Source organism: Mesorhizobium sp. M1142 (genome assembly GCF_040318565.1).
Classification (GTDB): Bacteria; Pseudomonadota; Alphaproteobacteria; order Rhizobiales; family Rhizobiaceae; genus Mesorhizobium.
The window spans coordinates 97,716-120,123 of record NZ_JAMYMK010000017.1; the positions used below are offsets into that span (position 1 = coordinate 97,716).

Consider the following 22,408-nt stretch of genomic DNA (forward strand, 5'->3'; position numbering starts at 1 on the left):
AAAGACTGGCATGCCTGAAGAGGTGGCCACCATTCTCGACGAAGCGACGCGCCAGGCCGAAGCAGCCGGGCTGCCCCGCACCCCGCTTGATGTCGATGTGACTGTCGACGAACTGGATGATGGTGAGCCGGGCACCGGGCCGCGCCGCGGCAGCAAGGTCGATATGGAGGCGGTCAAGGCTTGTGCAGGCCTCGACCATTCCGACACCGACAATGCCGAGCGGCTGCTTGCCCATTTCGGCGAGGATCTGCTGGTGCTCGCCCAGGCGAAGGCGCGCAAGGCCGCCTATGCGGTTTGGACTGGCACGCATTGGGACATCGACACCGGCGATCCGCGCTCGCTGGCGGTGGCGCAGAACCTCGGCGGCCGCATCGCGCTGGAGATCGAATACATCGATCACACACCGGCTGAGAAGATCGCGATCGAGCGCGGCCATGAGGCGCTGAAGAAGCTGGAGCAAGAGCGTTCTCCTGGCGAGAAGAAAGTCGCCAAGATGGCGGAGGCGGCCCAAAAGAACCTCGCTGCGCGCATCAGCCGGCGCATGTCGCACGCCGTCTCCTCGAAGAACAAAGGGCGGCTTGAGGCGATGCTCGCCTGTGCAGCACCCCACGTCATGCGCGGGCCTGACGAATTCAATGCCGACCCGCTGAAGGTCGCGCTGCGCGGCCATACACTGTGCTTCCGCAAAGTGATCAAGACGGTGCGCAATCCCGCCTTCGACGATCCCGACGACAACCGCGAAAACCTGCCCGAATTCATCGTGGCGCCCGTTGCCGAACTGAAGGTGGTCAAGGGCCATCGCCGGCAGGATCTGATCACACAGGTCGTGCCGGTCGATTACGACGCAAAGGCTGGCTGCCCGAAATGGCTCGCCTTCATGACGCGCATGCTGCCGCACGAAGAGGTTCGGCGCATGGTCCAGGTGGCGGCCGGGCTCGGCCTGATCGGGCTTACCGTGCAAAAGCTGTTCTTCCACTATGGCTTTGGTGCTAACGGCAAGTCGGTCTTTCTGGAGGTGCTTTGCCGCCTGCTCGGCGAGGTCTCGGTCACGCTGCCGTCAGAATCGTTCACCGGGGAGGGCAAGGCCGGCGGTTCGGCCAATCCGGATATGGCGCGGCTCTATGGCCGCCGTTTCCTGCGCGTCAAGGAAATGCCGGAGGGCGAGGATCTTCGCGAGAATCTGGTCAAGGACCTGACCGGCGGCGAGCACTTTGCCGTGCGTGACCTGTTCCAGGGCTATTTCGACTTCAAGCCGATCTTCACCGGCCACATGTCCGGCAACGGCTATCCGAAGATCTCCGGCACCGACAACGGCATCTGGCGGCGTATGGCCGTCGTCCACTGGCCGGTCGTCCTCGAGGCGAGTGAGCAGCGCGAGTTCGAGGAGGTCGTTTCCGAATTCCTGCCGGAGCACCCCGGCATCCTGAACTGGCTGGTCGAGGGCGTGATGATCTTCCTGCGCGAAGGCCTCGTCGTGCCCGAGGCGGTGCGGGCGAAGACGCAGGAGTATCGCGACCAGATGGACCCGACGGCGGCCTTCGTGGCGCGCTGCGTGGTGCGCGAGGAGGGCGAGCCGGTGACGGCCAAGCAGTTCTATCAGGCGTATGTCGACTTCACGGTCGATCAGGGCGGCAAGCCCGTGTCGCTGACCCGCTTCGGCCTGATCATGCAGAAGAAGTACCGGCGCGAGGATGGCCGGATCGTCCACTACCACGGCATCCGCCTCGTCGACGTGCCGCCGCCCAAGCGCGAAGGCGGCTCCGGCCAGCATGATTTCGAGGAGCATCTCCGCTCATGACGCGTCTCCCCGTGACCCCTCGTTTGGCTTGCATTTTGGCCCGCAAACCCATGCGCGCCTTGAATTCATTGGCTTTTCCATGGCGACACTTGGCGACAGTCGCGCCAGTTCGCGCTACTCGCTTCGCAGCGAATAAGACAGCGAAAACAAAGGGTTGCGACAGTCTGCACCACTTTGGCGAGGGCTATAGGTGTGAAGAGGGGTCCGGGGGAGAAAAAGTTTTATGCGTATAAGCATGGAATAACTATCGCTACTCCCGCAACGACACGTCAATGCATTGAAATCGCTAAACAAACTGTCGCTTCATAACTATCGCTAAACTCCCGCAAACTATCGCAAACTGTCGCAAGGATAAGAAGATGAAGACCGTGACCATTGAGGAATTGCTGACCTGGGCCTTCGTCAATGAATTGCCGAAGGGCGGCGGGGTTGACGGGCTGGACAACGCTAACTCGGCCTGGCGGATGCTGGAGGCGTCGTCATGGGGCAAGATCACCAGCTTTGCCGAGCTTGGCGCGATCATCGACAGGGGAAGGGGCGATACCGAGAATTACTGGATCGAGCAGGGCGAGCCGCATGACGACGCGGTTGCGGTCGGGCGGGCGGTTGCCGGGCTGTCGCGCTGCGACGTGGCGATCCCGGCGAACTGGTATGCTCTCGCCGACTGGCCCGATACCGAAGGCATGGCCGAAGCGGCGGTCAAGAAGGCCGTCGAGCGCTACATGGTGCGGACGCCGCAGCGGCGCGCGGCCGGCATTATCAGCCTCGTCGTCGGCACGGCCATCCTTGGCCGCGAGCCGGACTTCGTGGCCGAGCCGTCCAAGACGCGTATGATGGAACGCAGCGGCAAGCCGGCCTGGTTCGTCATGAAGCGGCTGACCGACATCCATAACCAGACCTATGACCTGGAGGTTCACGGCTATGACGAGCGCAAGCAAAGGCCGGTGAAGGGCGCCTATCGTAAATACGAGTTCTCGACCGATCCGACCGGCGACATCCTCGGCCGGCTCGATTACCAGATATGGGTCGCGGCCCTGCGCCGGCTCGAGGTCGAGATCGTTACGCAGCTCGTCGGGCATAGGCTGGTGTTCTCGGAACGCTCGATGACGCCATGGCTTGAGGCCGACAGGCCGGGCGTCGCCATCGTCGAAAGGGCAGCAGATCGGCCCGCGAAAAAAACTGCCGTTGCTTGTTGACGTGCGGGAGAAACTTGACATACATCTGAACACGGTAAAAAAGAAATCACCCCGGCGCCCCAAGCGACCGGGGTTTTTCATTGGGAAAAGGCCGTGACCGTCGAGCTTCATATCGATGCGTCCGATTTTGCTGATCTTGGCCGCGCGATTGCGCGGCTGCCGGAGCAGATCAAGGCCAAGGCCGCTGCCCGCGCCATGCGGCGTGTCACCGAGATGGCGCGCAGCCGCATCATCAAGCGCGATGCCGAGCGCATCGACATCCCGCCATCGCGGGTGAGGGCCGTGACCACGGCGCATTTCAACGCGGGCGGCAACACGTCCGACGTGATCGTCCGCTCCGGCTGGATACCGCTATACAAGCTCGGCGCGACCCAGACGGCCAAGGGCGTGCGCGTGCGGTTGAGAGGATCATATCGCTCCGCCTTCATCGCATCGATGAAGAGCGGCCACGCGGGTGTGTTCAGGCGACAGGGCAAGGCAAGGCTGCCCATCCGCGAACTGTTCGGGCCCAACCCTGCGCACGACATTACCAACAACCCGGAGGTCTACCTCCAGGTGCTGACCGAGATCATCGAACAGAGCCTGATGCCTCGGTACCTGCACGAGGTCGAGAACCTCTTGCCCCGCTGACCCCACCCCCGGTGTAGGGACCGTATCAGCGTTTCCAACCCATACGGGCCCGGGGGAGCCCGGGATTTTTCTAGTAGGCGCGTCGGAAAGCGGTACACGCAACAACGTGTGATGCACGCGTGCTGCACGGGACACTGCACGAGATGGTCATCGAAACCGACGCCGACGCCGACGCCGGCGAGTGGATTTCGATCACGGATGCCGCGGCGCGTTTGAGCGCGGCCGGCGACCGGATCGACCGCTCGACCTTGTCGCGCTACCTGAAACAGCACGCGCAAGCGCTGCCGACGCGCGAGGAGGGCAAGTCCCACCTGGTCGAGTTCGGCGCGCTGGTTGCCCATCGTGGCGAGAACATTCGACTGCGCACTGTGCCGCCGGTCTCGGGGCAAGCTCCTGGCCTCGGGATAAAGGCCAAGGCGCAGCTTTCACGGTTCGCCGGCAGCCAGTCTGACGGCTTTGCCCGCAAGGCGCAGGCCGATGCCGAGATGCGCGAGATGGACCTCGCCAAGCGCCGCGGCGAACTGACGCCGACGGCGGAGGTCGACAAGGCCGGCCGCGACGCGATCGCGCTCATGCAAAGCGCCTTTGACCGGGCGATCGAGAGCGAGGCGGCGAGCCTGTCTGTCAAGTATGGCTGGGACGAGCGCGTTGCGCGCATTGCACTGAAGGGATTTGTCCGCGTCGGCCTCGACGACTTCAACCGAGAGATCCGCGAGCGTCTCGACCAGCGAGAGCGCGAACGCGCCGCAGGCGACATGGCGCCGTTCGACCAGGCATCGCTGCAATGAGCTACCACGATGCGCGGCTTTCCTTTCCGGATCTGCCGCATGGCGCCGAAGTCCTGTTCGCCGGCCTCGAGGCCGCCAGCCGGCCCGTCGCTGACCTGACGATCTCGGAATGGGCCGACCGCTACCGCTTCGTCTCGCCGGAATCGGGGTCGCCCTGGCCCGGCCAGTTCAAGACCGACCGCGTTCCCTACCTGCGCGAGCCGCAGGATTGCCTGCATCCCGACCATCCGGCACGCCGCGTGACCTGCCGCTGGGCGGCGCAGCTCGGCAAGTCGACGGCAATCGAGAACTGGTTCGGCTTCATCGTCGACCAGGCGCCCGGCTCGATGATGATCGTGCTGCCGACTCTCGAGGAAGCGACTAAGTTCAACCGGGTCAAGCTGCAGCCGACGATTGAGGCCAGCCCGCGCATCGCCCACAAGGTGATGCCGGTCAACAGCCGCGACGAGCAGGGCTCGACCACTTCGTTCAAGCGCTACGCCGGCGGCTTCTGCCAGATCGTCAATGCGGGCTCCTCCAAGGGCCTGCAGATGGTGTCAATCAAATACCTCGCGATGGACGAGGTCACCGGCTATCCGCGCGACGTCGACGGCCGTGGCAGCCCGCGCGACCAGGCCCGGGCCCGCCAGAAGATGTATGGCGACCTCGCCAAGGAATGGGAAGGCTCGACGCCCGGCATCTCCGGAGAATGTGCAATCACCGGCGATTTCGAAGTCGGCGACCAGCGCTACTACTACGTGCCCTGTCCGCATTGCGGCATCTATCATGTGCTGGAATTCGACCAGTTTCGCGAGCAGCTGCGCGATCCTGATCCGGCGCGCAATCTGCCGGTTCATGTGGCCTGCATCGCCTGCAACGGCGCCATACTCGACGGCCACAAGGCCGAGATGAACGCGCGCGGCCACTGGATCGCCCGCCGCGTCCATGACGGCGAGGAGAAGGTTCCGGACGCGATCGCGCCCCAAGACATCGGCCGCTGGCGCTGCGACCCCTGTGAGGGCCGCTGCCGCGACTGGCAGCCGAGCTATCATCTGTGGGCGGCCTACGCGCCGCGCGAACGCTTCGCCGACATCTGGCACCGCTTCAAGGACGCAGAAGGCGACACGACGAAGCTGCGCACCTTCTACCAGCAGGATCTGGCGTTGCCCTACGATCCGGGCGGCGTCGCCGTCGAATGGGAAAAGATCGTCGAGGCGGCGCGCAAGTTTCCGTTCCCGCGAGCGGTCATCCCGGCCGAAGCGGGCATCATCGTCTCGGCAGCCGACGTCCAGGGCTACGGCATCAAATGGTCGGTGTGGGCGATCGGACCGCGCGACCGCGCCTGGCTGATTGACCGCCAGGTCTTCATGGGCGCGCCGGACCAGGTCGACGATGCTTGGATTGAACTCGCCGACGCGCTCGGCAAGACCTACCGCACGGCCGGCGGCGGTGAGAAGGGCATCGACATTTCCGGCGTCGATTCGGGCTTTGCCACCGACCGCGTCTACCGCTTCTGCGCCTCGCGGCCGAATGTCTACGCGCTCGATGGCCGCCACCAGATCGGCCTGCCATGGCTCGGCACACCGGTGAAGAAGGATATTCGCGACCAGCGCAAGCGCATCATCGCCAAGGTCATGCTCTATCCGGTCGGGCTCTACGACATCAAGACCTCGGTGATGGCAGCACTTGCCAATTTCGTGCTCGGTCCCGACGAGAAGGGCAGCTGGCCGCGCAACACCATCCATTTGTCGAACGAGCTTTGCGACGACGAGTTCGCCAAGGAGATGACGGCCGAGCGGCTGGTCGATCCGGACGAGGAAGCGCGCGCCACCGTCTCGCGGCGAGCCCGCAATCTGATCAGTCCCAAGGCGCCGCGCGAGTGGAAGAAGATTTTAGGCCGCGCCAATGACTGGTTCGACACCACGGTCTACGCCTTCGCGCTGGCCTGGCACCTGAAGCACAAGCGCCGGCTCAATGCCGAGCGCTGGGCCGACCTGTTGACCGAACTGCACGGCAAGCCGGCCGAACCGGACCTGTTCGAGGCGGCCGAGGACGGGCCGTTCAAGGGCAAGACCAGAAAAGCCGATCCGGAGCGCGACGCGCGCCGCAAGGCAAACCGTGAAAAATGGGCGAAGCGAACGTGAAACTGATCGACCGGCTCCTAGGACGAAAGGCGGGCACGGATGTTTCCGCGCGCCCGCTTCCCGGCGCCGCGTTCCTGCGCGATTCGCGCTCGGCCATCATCAACACGCGCCCGGCCATCCTGCGCGACAGCCGCGACGAAATCCGGCTTGCCTGGCGCCGCGCCGCCGGGCTTGCCATCGATCTGATCCAGAATTCCGGCCGGCTCAAGGGCGCCGCCGACCAGGTGCTTGCCGACACGGTCGGCGTCGAGCTGGTGCTCAACCCGACGCCGGACCTGTCCGGCCTCGGCTACAGCGATGCCGAGACGGCGGAGCTGATCAAGGTCATCAAGCGCCGGTGGAAGCGCTACGCCTGGAACCCGCGCGAATGTGACATGCGCGGCAAGTTCACCGTGCCGCAGATGATCGACATCGCGCTGCGCTGGGACATGGCCTATGGCGAGGCCACCGGCGTGATTTCTTACATGCCGATCGCGCAACGCCGCGGCTACGGCATTTCGACCGGCACCAAGGTCTGCATGGTGCCGCCGACGGCGCTGGTGCAAGACACCAACGACTATGAAGGCCTGTATCAGGGCGTCATCCACGAAGCGAACGGGCGGCCGATCGCCTACCGTTTCGAGGAAAAGGAAGGCGGCATCCGCACCAGGCGCGACTATCGCGCCTATGATGCCGCCGGCCGGCTGCAGGTGATGCATGTCTTCGATCCCTGGGATGCGACCGACGTGCGCGGCATCTCGCGGATTGCGCCGGCGTTCCGCAAGCACATCCAGCATGAGATCCTGGTCGATGCCAAGATCCAGACCGGCATCCTGCAGACGGTTTTCGCCGCTGCCCTGACCAGCCCCAATCCGTCGAAGGAGGCATTCGAGGCGATCGAGGCGCTGCCGGACGACAGTGATCTGCAGGCCGATTTCCACGACTATTTCGCCGGCGCCTTGAGCCGTGCGGCAGAAGGCAAGATTTCGATCAGCGGCGACCCGCAGGTCTCGCATCTTGCGCCCGGCGAAGAACTCAAGCTGCTGACCACGGGCACGCCCGGGCCGGAGTTCCTGCCGGTGTCGGACGAGCTGTCGCGCGACATGGCGCGGGCCATCGGCATTACCTTCGGCGGCCTGACCATGAACCACACCTCGGCCACCTATTCGAGCGTCCGGATGGAGAACTCCTCGATCTGGCCGGTCGTCACCCGCCGCCGCGAGCGGATCGCCGGGCCGATCGCGCAGTCGATCTACGAAGCCTGGCTTGACGAGGAGATCGGCGAAGGCCGCATCCCCTTCAAGGGCGGCTACGAGGCCTTTGCCGCCAATCGCGACCGGGTGAGCTGGGCGCTGTGGCAGGGGCCGGCGAAACCATCGGCCGATGACGGCAAGAGCGCCAAGGCGTCGACCGAACGCCTGGTCAATGGCACGTCGACGCTGGCCAGCGAATGCGCCGAACTCGGCTACGACCCTGACGAAGTGTTCGAGCAGCGCGTGCGCGAGCACAAGAAATATGTCGCCGCCGCCATGCCTTCGCCCTTCGTGCCGCGCAATGCCGGCCCGCCCGACACCGCCGCGCCCGAAGAAGAGCCGGTTAACAAGGCCGCCGCATAATGCCAATTCTGGTCAAGATCGCCGGTGTCACTGTCGACGCGGAAGACCCGTGCGCGCTCTACCAGGCGCTTTATGCGGCCAAGCTGAAGCTGATTGCCGGCGAACGGGTCGAGGAAACCGAGGTGCGCTCACCGGTCACTCACCAGCGTGTGCGCGTTTCGGTCGGCAGTGTTGCCGCCCTGGATGCCGAGCTGATGCGGCTCGCCGCGGCCTGCTCGGCCAAGAACGGCAAGCGCTCGCGATACGCCAAGACGATACGTTTTGTCGGAGGCGGCCCATGTCAGTAGCCCTTGACCGAATCTGCGGGCAGGTCTTCGACCAGCCGCTGCTCTATCATCCGCAGAAGGCGGAGACGCTGGCGCGGTTGCTCGGGCCGCGCCTGACCGGTCATTCCATATCGCTGGTCAATGGTGAAGGCGCGGTCGATCACGTGGCCTTCGCCAACGGTCGCCCGTCGACGGGCGTGATCGGCGACGGCCTCGGCCGCGCCTTCGACCGCAAGGGCATTTCCACCTTCGACATGGTCGAGGGTGTCGCCATCATCCCGATCGAGGGCACGCTGGTCCACAAGGGCGGCTATATCGGCTCGTCTTCCGGCGAGACCTCTTATCAGGGCCTACAGACGCAGATTGCCCGCGCCAAGAAGCGGGCCGACGTCAAAGGCGTCGTCTTCGAGGTCGACAGCTTCGGCGGGCAGGGCAACGGCGCTTTCGATACGGCCGATGCCATTCGCGACCTGTCGAAGGCCAAGCCGACGATCGCCATCCTGACCGACTTCGCCTATTCGGCTGGCTATATGCTGGCCAGCCAGGCGCGCCAGGTCATCATGCCGGAATTCGGCGGCGCCGGTTCCATCGGCGTCGTCATGCTGCATGCCGATTTTTCCGGCAATCTCGAGCAGGACGGCATCAAGGTCACCTTGATCCATGCCGGCAAGCACAAGGTCGACGGCAATCCCTACCAGCCCCTGCCTGCCGGCCTCGCCGAGCGCTGGCAGGCCGAATGCGAGGTCATGCGCGATCGGTTCGCCGGCATCGTGGCGGCCGGGCGCGGCAAGCGCTTCAGCAAGGCGGCGGCGCTGAAGACCGAAGCCGAATGCTTCAACGCCGCAGAGGCCTTGCGGCTCGGCCTGGTCGATGCGGTCGGCAACGGCCAGGAGGCCTTCGCCGCCTTCATCTCGGCAGTCAACGGAAAGGACTGATCATGTCCAGCATTCTGGCGGCGGTGCGCGAAGCCATGTCCGCACCGGCCGACGAAATTCCCCTGATCGGGGATGCCACCGGCGCGCAAGCGTCAATCGAAACCCAAAGCCCCCCGCGGGCGAAGGAGACCGGAATGTCCGGAAATCAGGCGCCCGCCGCAGCGGGCATTTCGCAGGCAGAGCATGACGCGGCCGTTGCGGCGGCTGAAACCAAGGGCCACGGCGCCGGCATGAACGCCGCCACCGCGCGCCTGACCACGGCGCTCGGCGCCGAGGGCGTCAAGGGCGATGCCGGCCGCATGTCGGCCGCGCTCGACCTGGCGGCGAAGTCGCCGGCTATGTCCGGCGAGGATGTCGCCGCCTTTGTCGTCGCCAACGTCGCGGCCACCAAGCCCGCGAGCGGTGCGGATGCCGCCGCCTATGAGCAGAGCCGCCTGGCTGCTGCCGGCCTGGCGCAGCCCGGCAATGCTCCGAAACCCGCCGATGCTTCGGCCGGCTGGAAGAGGGCGGCGGACAGCATCAACAAGCGCAACGGCTGATCGAGCCTTTCGCGCACCATCCTCAAAATCGTGAAAGGCTGAAGCCATGACGACTGTTACCGAAGGCCGGCATGCCGGCGAATTTCTGCTCAGCGAGGCGAATTTCCACCGCTCGCGCGAGAACGCCACCGTCGCCTTTTCGCAGACGCTTCTTGCCGGCACCGTGCTCGGCCGCATCGCGGTCGTCGCCGGCGTTGTCGCCACCGCGGCCGCCGACGCCGGCAACACCGCCGGTTCCGGCGCACTGACGCTTGCCAATCCCGCCGTCTCGTCCAAGGTAAAGGACGGCGTATACAACATCATTTGTACGGAGCCGGCGACCAACGGCGGCACCTTCGAGGTGACCGATCCGACGGGCAAGTCGATCGGCAAGGCGACGGTCGGCGTCGCCTTCAACAAGGAAATCAAGTTCACCATCGCCGACGCGACCGACTTCGTCGCCGGCGACCGGTTCACGGTGACGGTCGAGGCCGACGCCGAGGATTTCCAGTATGTCGCCTACAACCCGGCAGGCACGGACGGCTCCGAGGTCGCGGCGGCAATCGCGCTCTATCCCGTCGTCACGCCGGCCGACGCGACGGCGGCCATCGCCATCATTGCCCGCGATGCGGAAGTCAACGGCCACCAGATCGAATGGCCGGCAGGCATTACCGCTGCCGCTAAGGCCGACGCGGTCCAGGCGCTCGAGGCGCGCGGCATCATCATCCGCAACTGACGGTGCGGCGGGTGACCGCCGGCCATTCCGATTGAGCCCGCGGCCCGCCGCGCCGAACCATTTCCTGCCAGCCAGGATTTCCAAGGGAAACCAAAATGGACAACATCCTCGACATCTTCAAGAATGACGCGTTCAGCTGCACGTCGCTGACCGATTTCGTCAATGACCTGAAATACCGGCCCGGTCGCATCGGCGAGATGGGCCTTTTTTCTTCGCATCCAGTCACGACCACAACCATCGCCATGGAGCGCGTTGGCGACATCCTGCAGCTGGTAAAGCCGAGCCCGCGAGGTGGTCCCGGCGAGACCCGCAACATGCCCAAGCGCAAGATGACTGACTTCAAGGTGCCGCACTTCCAGCGCGACTGGGGCGTGCTCGCCGACCAGGTGCAGAACGTTCGCGCAAAAGGGACGTCTGACCAGTTGGCGACGGTGCAACAGATAGTCGGTGCCGTCATTGCGGCCAATACCTCGGACTTCGACCTGACCGAGGAACATGCCCGGCTTGGGGCTGTCACCGGCATCATCACCTATGCCGACGGCTCCACCCTCAATCTGTTCACCGAATTCGGCATCAGCCAGGTTGCGGAAGTCGATTTCGACCTCGACAATGCCAACCCGGACGATGGGGCTCTGCGCCTCGCCTGCACCAAGGTGATCCGAGCAGAGAAGAAGGCGCTCGGCGCCGTGCCGTTCGCCTCCGTGCACTCCTTTGTCGGCGACACCTTCTTCGACCAGTTGCTGACCCACAAGGAGGTTCGCGACACCTACAAGGGCTGGTCTGAAGCCCAGATCCTGCGCGACTCTTTCGTCGGCAAGAACCGCTCCTCGAACCCGACGTTCGAATTCGGCGGCATCGTCTGGGAGAATTACGGCGAGATCGACGGCGAGGGCGTCGGCATCGCCGCGACCAAGGCGCGCTTCTTCCCAGTCGGTGTGCCGAACCTGTTCAAGACCTACATCTCGCCGGCCGACTATATGGAGACCGTCAACACGCTTGGCGAGCGTCTTTATGCCAAGCAGTGGCCGATGCCGAACGACAAGGGCATCAATGGCGAACTGCAGATGAACGAGCTGCAGCTCTGCACCCGTCCCGGCACGCTGATGGGCGCGCGCAACACCTGATCGACCCGGCGGCGCTCGGCGCCGCCAATATCCTGTACCGAGGCGCTTGGTTATGATCGACTGGAACGAGGCTTCGGCGGCGCTCGAAACGACCGTCGCCGAAGTCTTCGACCGCGAGACCTTCCGCGTCGTGCCGACGGCGCGGCGGGTCGGCGTCAACGATACCCGCATGGCCGATCCAGACCGTGTCGGCTTCCCATTCCTCGGATCGATCCATTTCGGCCCGGCCGCTCTCGCGCCCGGCTTCTCGCATCCGTCCATGCTGTCTTCGGATCGCGACCGAGCGCGCGAAATGCCGGCGCATGAGGCCGTCGTCACCGCGCTGTCGACCGACTGGCCCGAGCCGGTCAAGGTCGAGGACCAGATCGTCTGGCTTGACCCGGAGACCGGCGTTGAGAAGGGCCGCTTTCTTGTCGCGGCCAATCCGATTGACGGCGGCAAACGCCTGGCGCTCTTCGTCAACCGCACCAAGGGCCGGCCATGACCATTGCCGCCGAAATCACCCGGCTGGCCGCTATCGAAGGCCTGTGCCCGACTGTCGCGATGCTTGCCGGCACCACGCTGCCGACCTTGGCGCGCCACCGCGTCTTCGACAGCCGCCGGCCTTCGATCGATGAACTCGACGCCGGCGAGGAATACACGCCGGTCCTGTCGCTGTTCACCCGCAAGTCGGAATCGCCGCGCCGTGGCCAGGGCCAAGGCAGCGTTGCCCGGAACGGCCGCACCATGCTCGAGGTCGTGGCGGAGCTCTGTGTGTCGGCGCAGGACGAGGACGGCTCGCCCTATACCGACGCCATGGTCGGCGCCGACCCGAAGGCGCGCATCGTGCTGTCGGCGCTCTGCGCGCAGGTGCGTTTCGTGCTGACGCAAGGGCCAACAGGCACGCTCTTTCGCCAGATCGTCATGGCCATCGAAAGCATCGACGAGGAAGGCTTCGCCGTCCCCGAGCTTGGCCTGCGCTGGCAGCGCACGACCATGCTGTTCGACTGCCAGGTACCGGACGATGATTTCTCCGGCGGGGCAGGGCTGCCGCAGCCGGCCGCGCGCATCGCAGCACTTCTGCCCGACAATTCCTACGCCAAGGCCACCCTGGCCAATATGGCCGCGCAGTTCGCCGCCGCCGCACCATTGCCGATCATCGACACGATCGCCTTCGAAGTAAAGCAGGCCGGCGTCTCCGGTGAGATGGGTCCTGCCGCGGCGATCGCGCAACCCTTTCCCGAGATCGAGGAAGAGACATGACCACGCTCGTTCACGTCAGACTGGCGGATGCCGCGCACCGCATGCCGCACCCGTTCAATCCGAGCGTCGACTTCCCGGCCGAAGGCCTGACCGTCGACCGCGAGGACCCGGCCTGGATGCAGCTCATCAATGACGGCTCGCTGACGATCGTCGAAAAAGAAGCGCCTGCCACGGCAGGCAAGCGCAAGGAGAAAAACTGATGGGCATCCTGTTCAACAACATCCCCGGCGCAGGCCTGGTCGCGCCGCTGTTTGCCTTCGAGGTGACCTCTGGCGGCAGCTATCAGTCGGCCTCGCGCCTGCTTTTGATCGGCCACAAGAACACCGGCGCGGCGATTGCCGACAATACCCCGACGCCGGTCGGCTCGGCGCAGGAAGCCGTAGCACTTTGCGGCGCCGGCTCGATGCTGGCCGAAATGGCGCGTGTCGCGTTCTTGAACGCGCCGACGCAAGAGACCTGGATCATGGCAGCGCCGGCGACTGGGACGGCCCGCGTCGACACCATCAAGGTCAATTCGGTTCCGGCCGGCGGCGGTGTCGCCACCATCGAAATCGCAGGCGAGCCGGTGCAGGTGCAGATCGCCGCCGGCGATAGCGTCAACACGGTCGCCGCGGCGCTGTCGGCTGCCATCAATGCCTATTTCAACGCTCTGACCGGCGCTTCGCTCTCGGTCACCGCCACCGTCGCGACCGACACGGTGACGGTGACGGCCCGCCATCTCGGCCTGATCTATGTCGACTATGATTTCTATGTGCCGACCGTCGTCGCCGGCAACGCCTTTGCCGGAGCTGCCGTCACCATCACCAACACCGTGGTGCCGACCGGCAGCCCGGACCTGTCGGCTGCCCTGGCTGCCCTCGGCGACGATCCCTTCGACTGGATCGTCTCGCCCTTTTCGGACGCCACCAACATCGCCCGCTACACGGCGGCGATGAACGATGTGTCCGGCCGCTGGGCGTACAATCGCCAGGTCTATGGCCATGTCTTCACCACCGCGGCCGGCACGCTGTCGGCGCTGACCACGATCGGCCTGGCACTCAACGACCGTCATCTGACCATCCACCCGCGTCTGCCGGTCGCCGCCGGCAACCCGACGCCGGCCTGGCTGGCCGCAGCTGCCCGCACGGCGCGCATCGTGCCGTGGCTGTCCGACGACGCCACGGGCAATGTCTCGCGCAACCAGAAAGGCCTTGTCGTGCAAGGCGAGCGGCCGCCGCGCGATCGATCACTAGTGCCGACCTATGCCGGCCGCAACACCATGCTGCGCTCCGGCATTTCCAGCGTCATCGTCAACACCGATGGCGGCGTGGCGATCGACAAGATCGTCACCACCTACCAGAAGGACGCCAATTCGCAGCCGGACGAGACCTTCCGCGACATCCAGGCAATGGGCCAGCTCGTCGCCATCCTGCGCTATTTCCGCGCGCAGCTGTCCTATGAGCATGGCCAGAAGGCGCTTGCCGACGAAAACCCCGGCGGCCTCGGCGCGATCTCGACGCCGAAGTCGATCAAGGCGACGCTGGTGCATGCCGCCGACACGCTGGAAAATCGCGGCGTGCTCGAAAACGCGCGCGGCTTCGCCGATCGGCTGATCGTCCAGCGCAACAGCCAGAGCGCCAACCGCGTCGACATCATGGCGCCGATCGACCGCGTGAACCCGCTCGACGTGATTGCCGCCAACGCGATGCTCTACAGCCAGTATCGCGCCGCATAGGGTTCAGCAGAGCGCCGGTACACTCCCCGGCCGCGACCACGTCCGTTTCCGGTTACCCGGTGCGTGGACGGCGAAACGAGAAACCGGCGGGCACGGTTCGCCAACAGGCGGCCACAAGCCCGACAATTCGCCCGAATGGGCACTTCACACGAAAGGGATGACCGATGCAGAATTTCGGCGGAGAGATGACGTTCGGTCTTTCGACCGGCGAGCGGATCGTGGTGCGCGGCGCGGCGGAGATCATGCCGTCCAATGTCGAGATCACCGGCGCCGCCAACCAGGACGGCTCGCCCTATCGCACGGTCGAGCCGACCGGCTTCAAGGCGAACCTCACCTTCGAGGATTTGCCGACCGACGACTGGAACCGGCTGATGCGGGCTTCCGGCTTCAACGTGACGCTCAACGAAAGCTTCACTGGTGTCCAGCATCTGTGGACCGAAGCCGCCTTTACCGGCACGCCGACCATCAACCGGGCGAGCGGTGAAGTCACGGGCGTGGCGCTGATCGCCCGCGTCTACCGTAAGATCTGACGATGGCGGAAACGGTCGTTCCGCTGTCGAAGCGCTATGAGGCCCACGCCGAAGCCTTCGAAAGCGTCACGCTGCGCGAGCCGCGCTTCGAGGATCTGCTGGCGCTGGGCGAGCCCTACGAAATCCAGCGTGCCGGCGGCAACAATGTCGTCATCGAGAACGTCGACACCGTCGCTGCCTATGTCCGCCGCTGTGTCGTGGCGCCCGGGATCGAGAAGCTGGGCGTGCTTGAGCTGGCCGATGCCAGGCTGGTGCGCGACGCGGTGATCGGTTTTTTTATGCGTACCGCGCCGGCGGTCACCGAGTAGGCGACGTCATCGGCGTTCAAGCCGATGATCTGATGTTCTTCTTCAACTGGCAGCCAGGCACGGTGCTGCCGATGCCGTTTTCTGAAATCGCCATGCTGCACAGGCGTGGCATTGAATTCCTGAAGCGTAGGCCGAAGACATGAGCAACCGCACGATCGAGGCCATATTGCGCCTGTCGGCGAAGCTCGGCCCGATGGGCGCCTTCGGCCAGTTGTCCAGCAAGCTCAACCAGGTCAATCAGAAAGCTCTAGCGTTCAACCGCACGCAAGGACTGATGGCGCGCAACAGCATGTTGGCGGCAAACGCCGTCCGCGGGCTCGTCGCCTATGGTCTGGTGCGCGGGGCCGGGCAAATGGTGACAAACTTCGCCGGCGCCGAACGGCGACTGAACCGTATCGCCATCAATGCCGATGCCGGCAAGGACAAGCTGGGCGAGATGTTCCGCACGGTCGATCGTGCTGCGCTCGACTATTCGATGACGCAGGACAGCGTCACGGACGGTCTCGAATCGCTTGTCGCTTCCGGACGCAGCCTCGACGATGCGCTTTCGTTCCTGCCTTCCGTCGCCGCAACCGCGCAAGCTGCCGGCGCCGAGATTGCCGATATCGCCACCACGGCCGACGCGATCGGCAACTCTTTCCATTTCGCCGGCAACAACATGCAGCGCGCCTTCGACATTCTGGTAACGTCGGGCAAGCAGGGCAAGTTCGAACTGAAGGACATGGCCCAGTACCTGCCTTCGCTTGCGCCAGCCATGGCTTCGCTCGGATACGAGGGTGAGAAGGGCTTGGGCAAGCTGGCGTCGATGCTGCAGACGGTGCGCCTGCAGACTGGTGATGCGAGTTCTGCCGCTACCAATTTGCAGAACGTCTTGCAGAAGATGGAATCGAACGAGACGGCGAAGAGCTTTAAGAAGTTCGGCGTCGATCTGCGCAAGGAAATGGCCAAGGCGCGCAAGGAAGGCCGTGACCTTATCGATGTGTTCATCGAACTGACCGAACGGGCGCTCAAAGGCGATCTGTCGAAGATCCCGCAACTGTTCACCGATGCCCAATTCCAGCAAGGCATGCGCGCCCTTTTGCAGGGCCGCGACGCCATGGAGGGTTTCCAGAAGTCGCTCGAAAATGTCGATGGCGCGACGATGCGCGATCTCGGCCGCGTCCTCGATGACAACCAGTCGAAGATCGACCGCATGGGCGCATCCTGGGAGCGTATGGTGCGCGCGATCGGCTCGGGTATTGCACCCGCCGCCACCGGCGCCATGGACTTCGTCAGCTCCAACATGGACAAGGCGCAGTTCATCAATGCCGAGCTCGACAAGCAGGGCATGGGCTTCTGGGAAAAGCGCATGTGGTGGCTGCGCAATGGCTTCGACAATCAGGACCAGGGACTGACCGCATTCAAGGGCGGATGGCGGTCGCCCGAAGGCCTGGTCGCCGCCAAGGGGCCGATGAGCGCCAGCCCGGAATTGCCGTCGCGGCGTCAGGACCAGCCGGGCCGCACGCCGATCCCGACACCGCGTCCGGTTGCGCCGAGCGTGGCCGAGCAATACCGGCTCTACGGCCGCGGCCACGCTGCCGCGGTGCGCAACAGTGTTCAGGTCGAGAAGCCGTCCGGCTACTTCGGCAACGAAATCGATTTCAGCGCGATGGAACGGGCCACGGACGCCGCAGCGGCCGACCTGAAGGGCGCCGGCGTCGAGACGGCGTCATCCGTTGCCGACGGCGGCAAGCAGGCCGGTGACAGCATCAAGTCTGGTGCCGACACGCTGGCATCGGTCGCGGGCAAGCTGGAAGCGGCAATCGTCGCCGGCGCCAATGCGCTTGCCGGCGCCGCCCGCAGTGCTGCCGCCGACCTGTCGCGGCCCATCGGCTCGCTTAAGGCGGTTCGCGCCGACACCGGCAAGTCCAACGCTGGCCATTTGATGGGACCGCGTTGATGCGTGACTGGCTGAAGGCCTTCCGGCCCGCCTCGTTCCGCGGCGTGCCGTTCTTCGTCGAGGCCGAGGAAGCTGAAGGCGGGCGGCGCGTCGCCATCTCGCCGATCGCCTATTCCGATCTGCACATTACCGAGGACATGGGCGGCGATGTCAGGCGTTTCAGCCTGTCGGCCTATGTCGCTGGCGACATTGCCGATGCCAAGGCCCGAGCCTTCACCGCGGCGCTCAATGCGCCCGGTGCGGCGACGTTGGTGCTGCCGATGGGCGGTCCGGTGCTGGTTCGCGTGCCGCGCTGGTCATTGTCGCGCGAGCGCGGCCGTGCCGGCTATGTCGGCTTCGAGATCGAGTTCGTTTTGGCGGGCCTCGCCTCGCTGCCTTTCGCCGCCGTGCCCGGCGCCTATGCCATCGCCGCCAAGATCGCCGCCGGCATCGACATGATCACCTCGGCCGCCGCGTTCCGCATGCGCGATGTCGCGCCCGGCCAGGCGGCGCCCTCTGCGCTTGCGGCCGCGGGCGCTGCGGCGCTTATGGCTTCGGTCGCCGATGCGGCGGAGTTGCCGGCCGAAAAGCGGCCCGCCATCGCCGACGCGATAGCGACGATCACGCGCCTGTCGACAGAACCTGTTGCCCAGGCCGGGCCGATCGCTGCGGCGATTGCCTCGACGGTTGGCGCCATTGCCGATCTGGCGAGCCTGGCCGAGGCCACTGAAGCTTTCGCGGTTGCGGCCGCACCTTCCGGCAACGATGTCTTCGCCCTGGTGGCCGCCGCCGCCTTCGCCGCCGGCTTTTGCCAGGCGCTTGCTGCCGGCGACTATATTTCGCGCCAAGATGCGCGCCGTGCCCGTGACCGCATTGCGCCGGTCGTCGATCCCGTCCTCGAGGCCCTGTCGACAGGCCTCGACGTTGCGATCAGCGAATGGCTGTCGGATATCGCGGCGACCGCGGCATCCGACCTCAGCGCTGTTGCCGCCAATCGGGCGCCGCTGGTCAGCGTGCAGACCGAAATATCGCTGCCGGCGACGGCGCTGGCCTACGCGCTTTATGCCGACGCTGGTCGCGCCGGCGAGCTGGTCCAGCGCAACAGCGTCGCCACGCCGGCGGCCATGCCGATCAGCTTTGAAGCCATCGCGCCATAAAGGGGATTGGCGTGCCGCTTGAAGTGATTTCCATCCAGGCGGGCGGGCTGTTGCTGACCTGGCAAGATATAAGCGTCTCGATCTCGGCCGAGGAGGCTGTGCGCACGGCTGTCGTTACCGGGCACATCCCGCCCGGCGTGGCGCCGCCTTGGCCCGATGACAAGGCCAGCCTGACGGCGAGCGGCACGCTGCTGTTGACCGGCTACGTTCGCGACCTCAGGCCCGACCAGGGATCGGACGACTGGAAGGCCACGATCTCGCTGGTCTCGCGGACGGTTGATGCGGTCGAGACTTCGATCCTGCACAAGACCGGCCTGGTCGAAAACAGGGACATCAAGGGCATCGGCGAGGCCTTCGACAATTGCGGCATCGGCATCGAGGCGAAGGGATCGTTCGAAACCATCGCCAAGCATCAGATCGAGCCGGGGGAATCGCTATATTCGACGCTGGAGCCGCTGGCGCGCGCCGAGGCGGCGATCATCCACGACACGCCGCAAGGCAAATTGCGCATCGTTCAGAAGCCGGAGGGGTCGCATAGCGGCGGCCTGGCGGCTGGCGTCAACATCATCTCCGCCGCAGCGGAATTTTCGGGCGAGGGCAGGTTCAACCCGGTCATCGTGCGCGGCCAGCAATCGCGCGGCACCACACCTCAGGCACTGCGGCCGGAGGCCAAGGCGTCCGATCCATCGGTTGGCCGCAGCCGCCCCAAGATCGTCGTTCTCGATGGCGAGGCGACGACGAAGCATATGAAGAATGCCGTTGAATGGGAGGCGCGCGCGGCGGCAGGGCTTGCCGTCAATGCGACCATCACCGTGTCAGGCTGGCGCGATGCCGGCGGCACCATCTGGACGCCGAACTTTCTGGTCTACGTCCGGCATCCGCGCATCTATCTCGACCAGATGATGGTCATCAAATCGGTGGAACTGACGCAGGACACGCAAGCCGATGGTGACGGCACGCGGGCGACCCTGACGCTGACCGATCCGCGCGCGCTCGGCGGCTCTTCGTCCGGGTCGAAATCGGGCAAGGGCTGGTCGGCGCCGGAGCCAAAGGCGGAGTATTCGGCGCAATGAAATCCTCCGCGCACCTGACGCGTTTCGAGATCGACTCTTCGCGCTTCGACAACGGCCAGCTGCTGATCTCCGGCCGCGGGCTGGCCGGCGAGACGTTCAAGGACCTGCTCTACATCCAGCCGCATGGCGCCGCCAGCCGGCCGCCGAAGGGCGCGATCGGCGTTGCCATGGTCATGCCTGGCCGCCGCACCCAGGCGATGCTCATGGGCATCGAGCACGCGCAGCACCGGCCCGACCTGCCGGACGGCGCCGCGGCACTTTACGATGCGTCGGGAAACATCATCAAACTGTTCGCCGGAGGCGTGACCATGGATTTCGGCTCGCGGACCATCACGCTGACCGGCGGCACCTGGAATTTGAAGGGTGACCTCAACGTCGACGGCAACATCAACGCCACGGGCTCGATCATCGATGCCGGCGGCAACACGCCTCACCATACGCACTGATGATCAGGATCGTACCGCTCACTGGCGACGGCGAACCGCTGCTGTCGCCCGATACGCTATGGGACGGCACGTCTGGCGACTGGGCCATAGCCGGCGACGACAAGGCCAATGCCGGCGGCCTTCGCGCCAAGGCGGAACTTGCCACCGCCGTGCTGCTCTGCCTGATGACAGACGCGCGCGTCGAGCCGGACGAGTTGCCGCCCGAAGAGCAGAACCGCGGCTGGCCGGGCGACAGTTTCGACCTGCGCACCGACCTCGGCGAGACGGTGATCGGCTCGAAACTCTGGCTGCTGCGCCGCTCGACTGCAAACGACGCGACCGCGCTGCGCGCTGAAGACTATGCCCGTGCCGCCCTGCAGACGCTGATCGACCAGGGCGCGGTCTCCTCCGCCGAGGTGATCGGCACGGCCGACCCGGCGCAGCGCCGTATCGACCTGAAAATCACTTTGAAGGACCGCGATGGCGCGGTCGTCTTCGATCGCCGCTTCGGCGTCTTGTGGGAGCAATTGCGTGGCCTGGACCGTCCTCTCGCCAACTGAGATTTCGACCCGGCTGCGCGGCACCTTGCGGCGCTATTTGCCGGGCACCGATGCATTGGTCTGGCCGAACAATTTGACCGCGATCGTGAAGACCGTCGCCGCAGGCATGCACGACATGCATTTGCGCGCCGCCTGGCTTTACGATCAGATTTTCGCGACCACGGCGAGCGTCCAGCACTTGGAACGGCACGGCGCCGAGCTCGGCATCTATCGCCGGCCGATGGCGCGCGCCGAAGGCGTGGTGACGCTCAATGGCTATGCCGATACCATCTATCCGGCCGGCATCGCCTTCATCGCCGGCAACCGGCTCTATCGCTCGGTTTCTGATGCGCGCTCCGATCTGGCCGGGCAGCTCGCGCTGATCATCCTGTCCGACGATTATGGTGTCGCCACCAACATCGCCGCCGGCGAGACATTGCAGCGCGCCGACCCGACGCAGTTCCCTAACCTGGAGCTGGAAGCGACGGTGGCGAGCGGCGGCATTGGCGGCGGCGCCGATACCGAGACGGATGCCAGCCTCCGCGCGCGCATCCTCGACCGCAAGCGCAGGCCGCCGCAGGGCGGCGCCTATTCGGACTACGAGCAGTTTGCCCGTGCCGTGCCCGGCGTCACCCAGGCCTGGGCCTTTCCGTTCGCCGATGCGCCCGGGACGGTCGGCGTCTGGTTCCTGTTCGAAGGCCGCGTCAACGGCATCCCGGAAGCGGGCGACATCGCCCTGGTGCAGGATGCCTTGGAAGCGCGGCGACTGATCCGTGCCGGCCTGTCGGTTTCGGCACCTATCCCGGCTCCGCTCGACATCACCATTGCCAATCTTGCCGTCGACACGGTGCAGACGCGTGCGGCGATCGCCGCCTCGATTGCCGCCATGCTGGTCAGGCGCGCCCGGCCGGGCGTCGCTTCCGCACCGTTCACTCTGTCGCGCTCGTGGATCTCGGAAGCGATCAGCCTTGCGGTCGGCGAGGACCGGCACTTCCTGATCAACCCGTCCGGTGACATCATCTATGTCGGCGGCGAAATGCCGGTGCTGGGCACCGTGAACTATGTCTGACGCCGTGCGCTGGCCACGCTATCCCGGCGAGGACGAGCTTGCCTTCTTCCACTTCGCCCCGGACGATCCGTTCATCGGCGCGCCGCCGCAGGGCGATGTCCTGTCCGATCCCTCGGATGAGGCCGCAGAAGGTTTTCTGACAGCGCTGTTGCCGAAGGGTGCGGCATGGGGCACGCCCGACAACCAGGCGCTCGATCCGCTGTCGGTGCTGTCGCGGTTCTGGCGCGCGGTCGGCTCGGCCTTTGCCGATGCTTATCGGGCGCTGTTCGGGGTAGCGCTCGAATCGACCGCGGTCACCCTGGTCACGTCGCTCGACGACTGGGAAATCGAATACGGGCTGCCCGATCCATGCCTCGGGCCGGACCAGACGATCGACGCGCGCATGCGCTCGCTGCTGCTGAAAATCCGCTCGGGCGGCACGATCACGCCGGCCGATTTCATCAAGCTTGCGGCCGATGCCGGCTATGCCATCTCGATCGAGGAGCCAACGCCGTTCCGGGCCGGCGCCTCGACTTGCGGCGGACCTGAGGCTATCGCCGGCGGCGAGGTCGTCGAATATGTCTGGATCGTCAGCGTGCCTGGCGTTTCGGTCGAATTCTTTCGCGCCGGCGACGGCCGTGCCGGCGAGACGCCGCTCGGCCGGCTCGGCCTGCCTGACGATCTTATCTGCCTGTTCAACGCGCTGAAGCCAGCCTGGACCACCATCGTTTTTTCCGTCTGAAAA

The 22,408-nt window shown here is 65.4% G+C and carries 24 protein-coding genes; all 24 read left to right on the top strand.

The genetic code is table 11. The features are described from left to right. Positions 1-10 precede the first annotated feature (10 nt). The 24 genes from NKH42_RS24190 to NKH42_RS24305 all read left to right on the top strand — a co-directional run bounded on the left by NKH42_RS24190 (position 11) and on the right by NKH42_RS24305 (position 22,405). Complete coding sequence (locus NKH42_RS24190) at positions 11-1,798, top strand: DNA primase family protein (RefSeq protein ID WP_352974540.1); 1,788 nt, start codon at positions 11-13, stop codon at positions 1,796-1,798. A gap of 359 nt (positions 1,799-2,157) precedes the next feature. Further along, on the top strand, positions 2,158-2,994 hold the full coding sequence (locus NKH42_RS24195) for a hypothetical protein (RefSeq protein WP_352974542.1): 837 nt from the start codon (positions 2,158-2,160) through the stop codon (positions 2,992-2,994). 93 nt (positions 2,995-3,087) lie between these two features. Then, positions 3,088-3,624, top strand: coding sequence for a phage tail protein (locus NKH42_RS24200; protein WP_352974544.1), 537 nt, complete (start codon positions 3,088-3,090; stop codon positions 3,622-3,624). A gap of 119 nt (positions 3,625-3,743) precedes the next feature. Beyond that, the gene (locus NKH42_RS24205; protein WP_352974546.1) at positions 3,744-4,412 is read left to right on the top strand and encodes a hypothetical protein; all 669 of its coding nucleotides are present in this window, start codon (positions 3,744-3,746) and stop codon (positions 4,410-4,412) included. Beyond that, positions 4,409-6,535 carry a phage terminase large subunit family protein gene (locus NKH42_RS24210; RefSeq protein WP_352974547.1) on the top strand — a complete coding sequence of 709 codons (2,127 nt, stop codon included), beginning with the start codon at positions 4,409-4,411 and terminating at the stop codon, positions 6,533-6,535. The genes NKH42_RS24205 and NKH42_RS24210 overlap by 4 nt, the downstream gene beginning before the upstream one ends. Further along, entirely contained in the window at positions 6,517-8,130 is a 1,614-nt protein-coding gene (locus tag NKH42_RS24215) for a phage portal protein (RefSeq protein WP_352974549.1), read from the top strand. Before NKH42_RS24210 ends, NKH42_RS24215 begins: the two co-directional genes overlap by 19 nt. After that, positions 8,130-8,417 carry a hypothetical protein gene (locus NKH42_RS24220; RefSeq protein ID WP_352974551.1) on the top strand — a complete coding sequence of 96 codons (288 nt, stop codon included), beginning with the start codon at positions 8,130-8,132 and terminating at the stop codon, positions 8,415-8,417. The genes NKH42_RS24215 and NKH42_RS24220 overlap by 1 nt, the downstream gene beginning before the upstream one ends. Continuing rightward, positions 8,408-9,331 (top strand): S49 family peptidase, encoded by a 924-nt coding sequence (locus tag NKH42_RS24225; protein ID WP_352974553.1) that lies wholly within the window; start codon positions 8,408-8,410, stop codon positions 9,329-9,331. The genes NKH42_RS24220 and NKH42_RS24225 overlap by 10 nt, the downstream gene beginning before the upstream one ends. Before the next feature lie 2 nt (positions 9,332-9,333). Beyond that, positions 9,334-9,870, top strand: coding sequence for a hypothetical protein (locus NKH42_RS24230; protein ID WP_352974555.1), 537 nt, complete (start codon positions 9,334-9,336; stop codon positions 9,868-9,870). A gap of 46 nt (positions 9,871-9,916) precedes the next feature. Next, positions 9,917-10,585 carry a head decoration protein gene (locus tag NKH42_RS24235; protein WP_352974557.1) on the top strand — a complete coding sequence of 223 codons (669 nt, stop codon included), beginning with the start codon at positions 9,917-9,919 and terminating at the stop codon, positions 10,583-10,585. Positions 10,586-10,680: 95 nt separating this feature from the next. After that, complete coding sequence (locus NKH42_RS24240) at positions 10,681-11,709, top strand: major capsid protein (protein WP_352974559.1); 1,029 nt, start codon at positions 10,681-10,683, stop codon at positions 11,707-11,709. Positions 11,710-11,761: 52 nt separating this feature from the next. After that, on the top strand, positions 11,762-12,193 hold the full coding sequence (locus tag NKH42_RS24245; RefSeq protein ID WP_352974560.1) for a hypothetical protein: 432 nt from the start codon (positions 11,762-11,764) through the stop codon (positions 12,191-12,193). Continuing rightward, positions 12,190-12,951 (top strand): hypothetical protein, encoded by a 762-nt coding sequence (locus NKH42_RS24250; RefSeq protein WP_352974562.1) that lies wholly within the window; start codon positions 12,190-12,192, stop codon positions 12,949-12,951. Before NKH42_RS24245 ends, NKH42_RS24250 begins: the two co-directional genes overlap by 4 nt. Beyond that, positions 12,948-13,151, top strand: coding sequence for a hypothetical protein (locus NKH42_RS24255; RefSeq protein ID WP_352704917.1), 204 nt, complete (start codon positions 12,948-12,950; stop codon positions 13,149-13,151). Before NKH42_RS24250 ends, NKH42_RS24255 begins: the two co-directional genes overlap by 4 nt. Continuing rightward, positions 13,151-14,665: a phage tail sheath subtilisin-like domain-containing protein gene (locus NKH42_RS24260; RefSeq protein WP_352974565.1), complete on the top strand. Its 1,515-nt coding sequence runs from the start codon at positions 13,151-13,153 to the stop codon at positions 14,663-14,665. Before NKH42_RS24255 ends, NKH42_RS24260 begins: the two co-directional genes overlap by 1 nt. A 164-nt stretch (positions 14,666-14,829) precedes the next feature. Continuing rightward, entirely contained in the window at positions 14,830-15,195 is a 366-nt protein-coding gene (locus NKH42_RS24265; protein ID WP_352898146.1) for a phage tail tube protein, read from the top strand. Positions 15,196-15,197: 2 nt separating this feature from the next. Next, on the top strand, positions 15,198-15,503 hold the full coding sequence (locus tag NKH42_RS24270) for a hypothetical protein (protein WP_352898144.1): 306 nt from the start codon (positions 15,198-15,200) through the stop codon (positions 15,501-15,503). Between the two features lie 139 nt (positions 15,504-15,642). After that, positions 15,643-17,442, top strand: coding sequence for a phage tail tape measure protein (locus NKH42_RS24275; protein ID WP_352974566.1), 1,800 nt, complete (start codon positions 15,643-15,645; stop codon positions 17,440-17,442). Beyond that, positions 17,442-18,578: a DNA circularization N-terminal domain-containing protein gene (locus NKH42_RS24280; RefSeq protein WP_352974569.1), complete on the top strand. Its 1,137-nt coding sequence runs from the start codon at positions 17,442-17,444 to the stop codon at positions 18,576-18,578. The genes NKH42_RS24275 and NKH42_RS24280 overlap by 1 nt, the downstream gene beginning before the upstream one ends. A gap of 11 nt (positions 18,579-18,589) precedes the next feature. Next, a complete protein-coding gene (locus tag NKH42_RS24285) occupies positions 18,590-19,651 on the top strand; it encodes a phage baseplate assembly protein (protein WP_352974572.1) in 1,062 nt (353 codons plus the stop codon). Beyond that, positions 19,648-20,097, top strand: a complete 450-nt coding sequence (locus NKH42_RS24290; RefSeq protein ID WP_352974574.1) for a phage baseplate assembly protein domain-containing protein — start codon at positions 19,648-19,650, stop codon at positions 20,095-20,097. Before NKH42_RS24285 ends, NKH42_RS24290 begins: the two co-directional genes overlap by 4 nt. Further along, positions 20,097-20,636 carry a phage GP46 family protein gene (locus tag NKH42_RS24295; RefSeq protein ID WP_352859803.1) on the top strand — a complete coding sequence of 180 codons (540 nt, stop codon included), beginning with the start codon at positions 20,097-20,099 and terminating at the stop codon, positions 20,634-20,636. Before NKH42_RS24290 ends, NKH42_RS24295 begins: the two co-directional genes overlap by 1 nt. Further along, entirely contained in the window at positions 20,608-21,684 is a 1,077-nt protein-coding gene (locus NKH42_RS24300; RefSeq protein WP_352974576.1) for a baseplate J/gp47 family protein, read from the top strand. The genes NKH42_RS24295 and NKH42_RS24300 overlap by 29 nt, the downstream gene beginning before the upstream one ends. Then, a complete protein-coding gene (locus tag NKH42_RS24305; RefSeq protein ID WP_352974578.1) occupies positions 21,677-22,405 on the top strand; it encodes a putative phage tail protein in 729 nt (242 codons plus the stop codon). Before NKH42_RS24300 ends, NKH42_RS24305 begins: the two co-directional genes overlap by 8 nt. Positions 22,406-22,408: the final 3 nt, after the last annotated feature.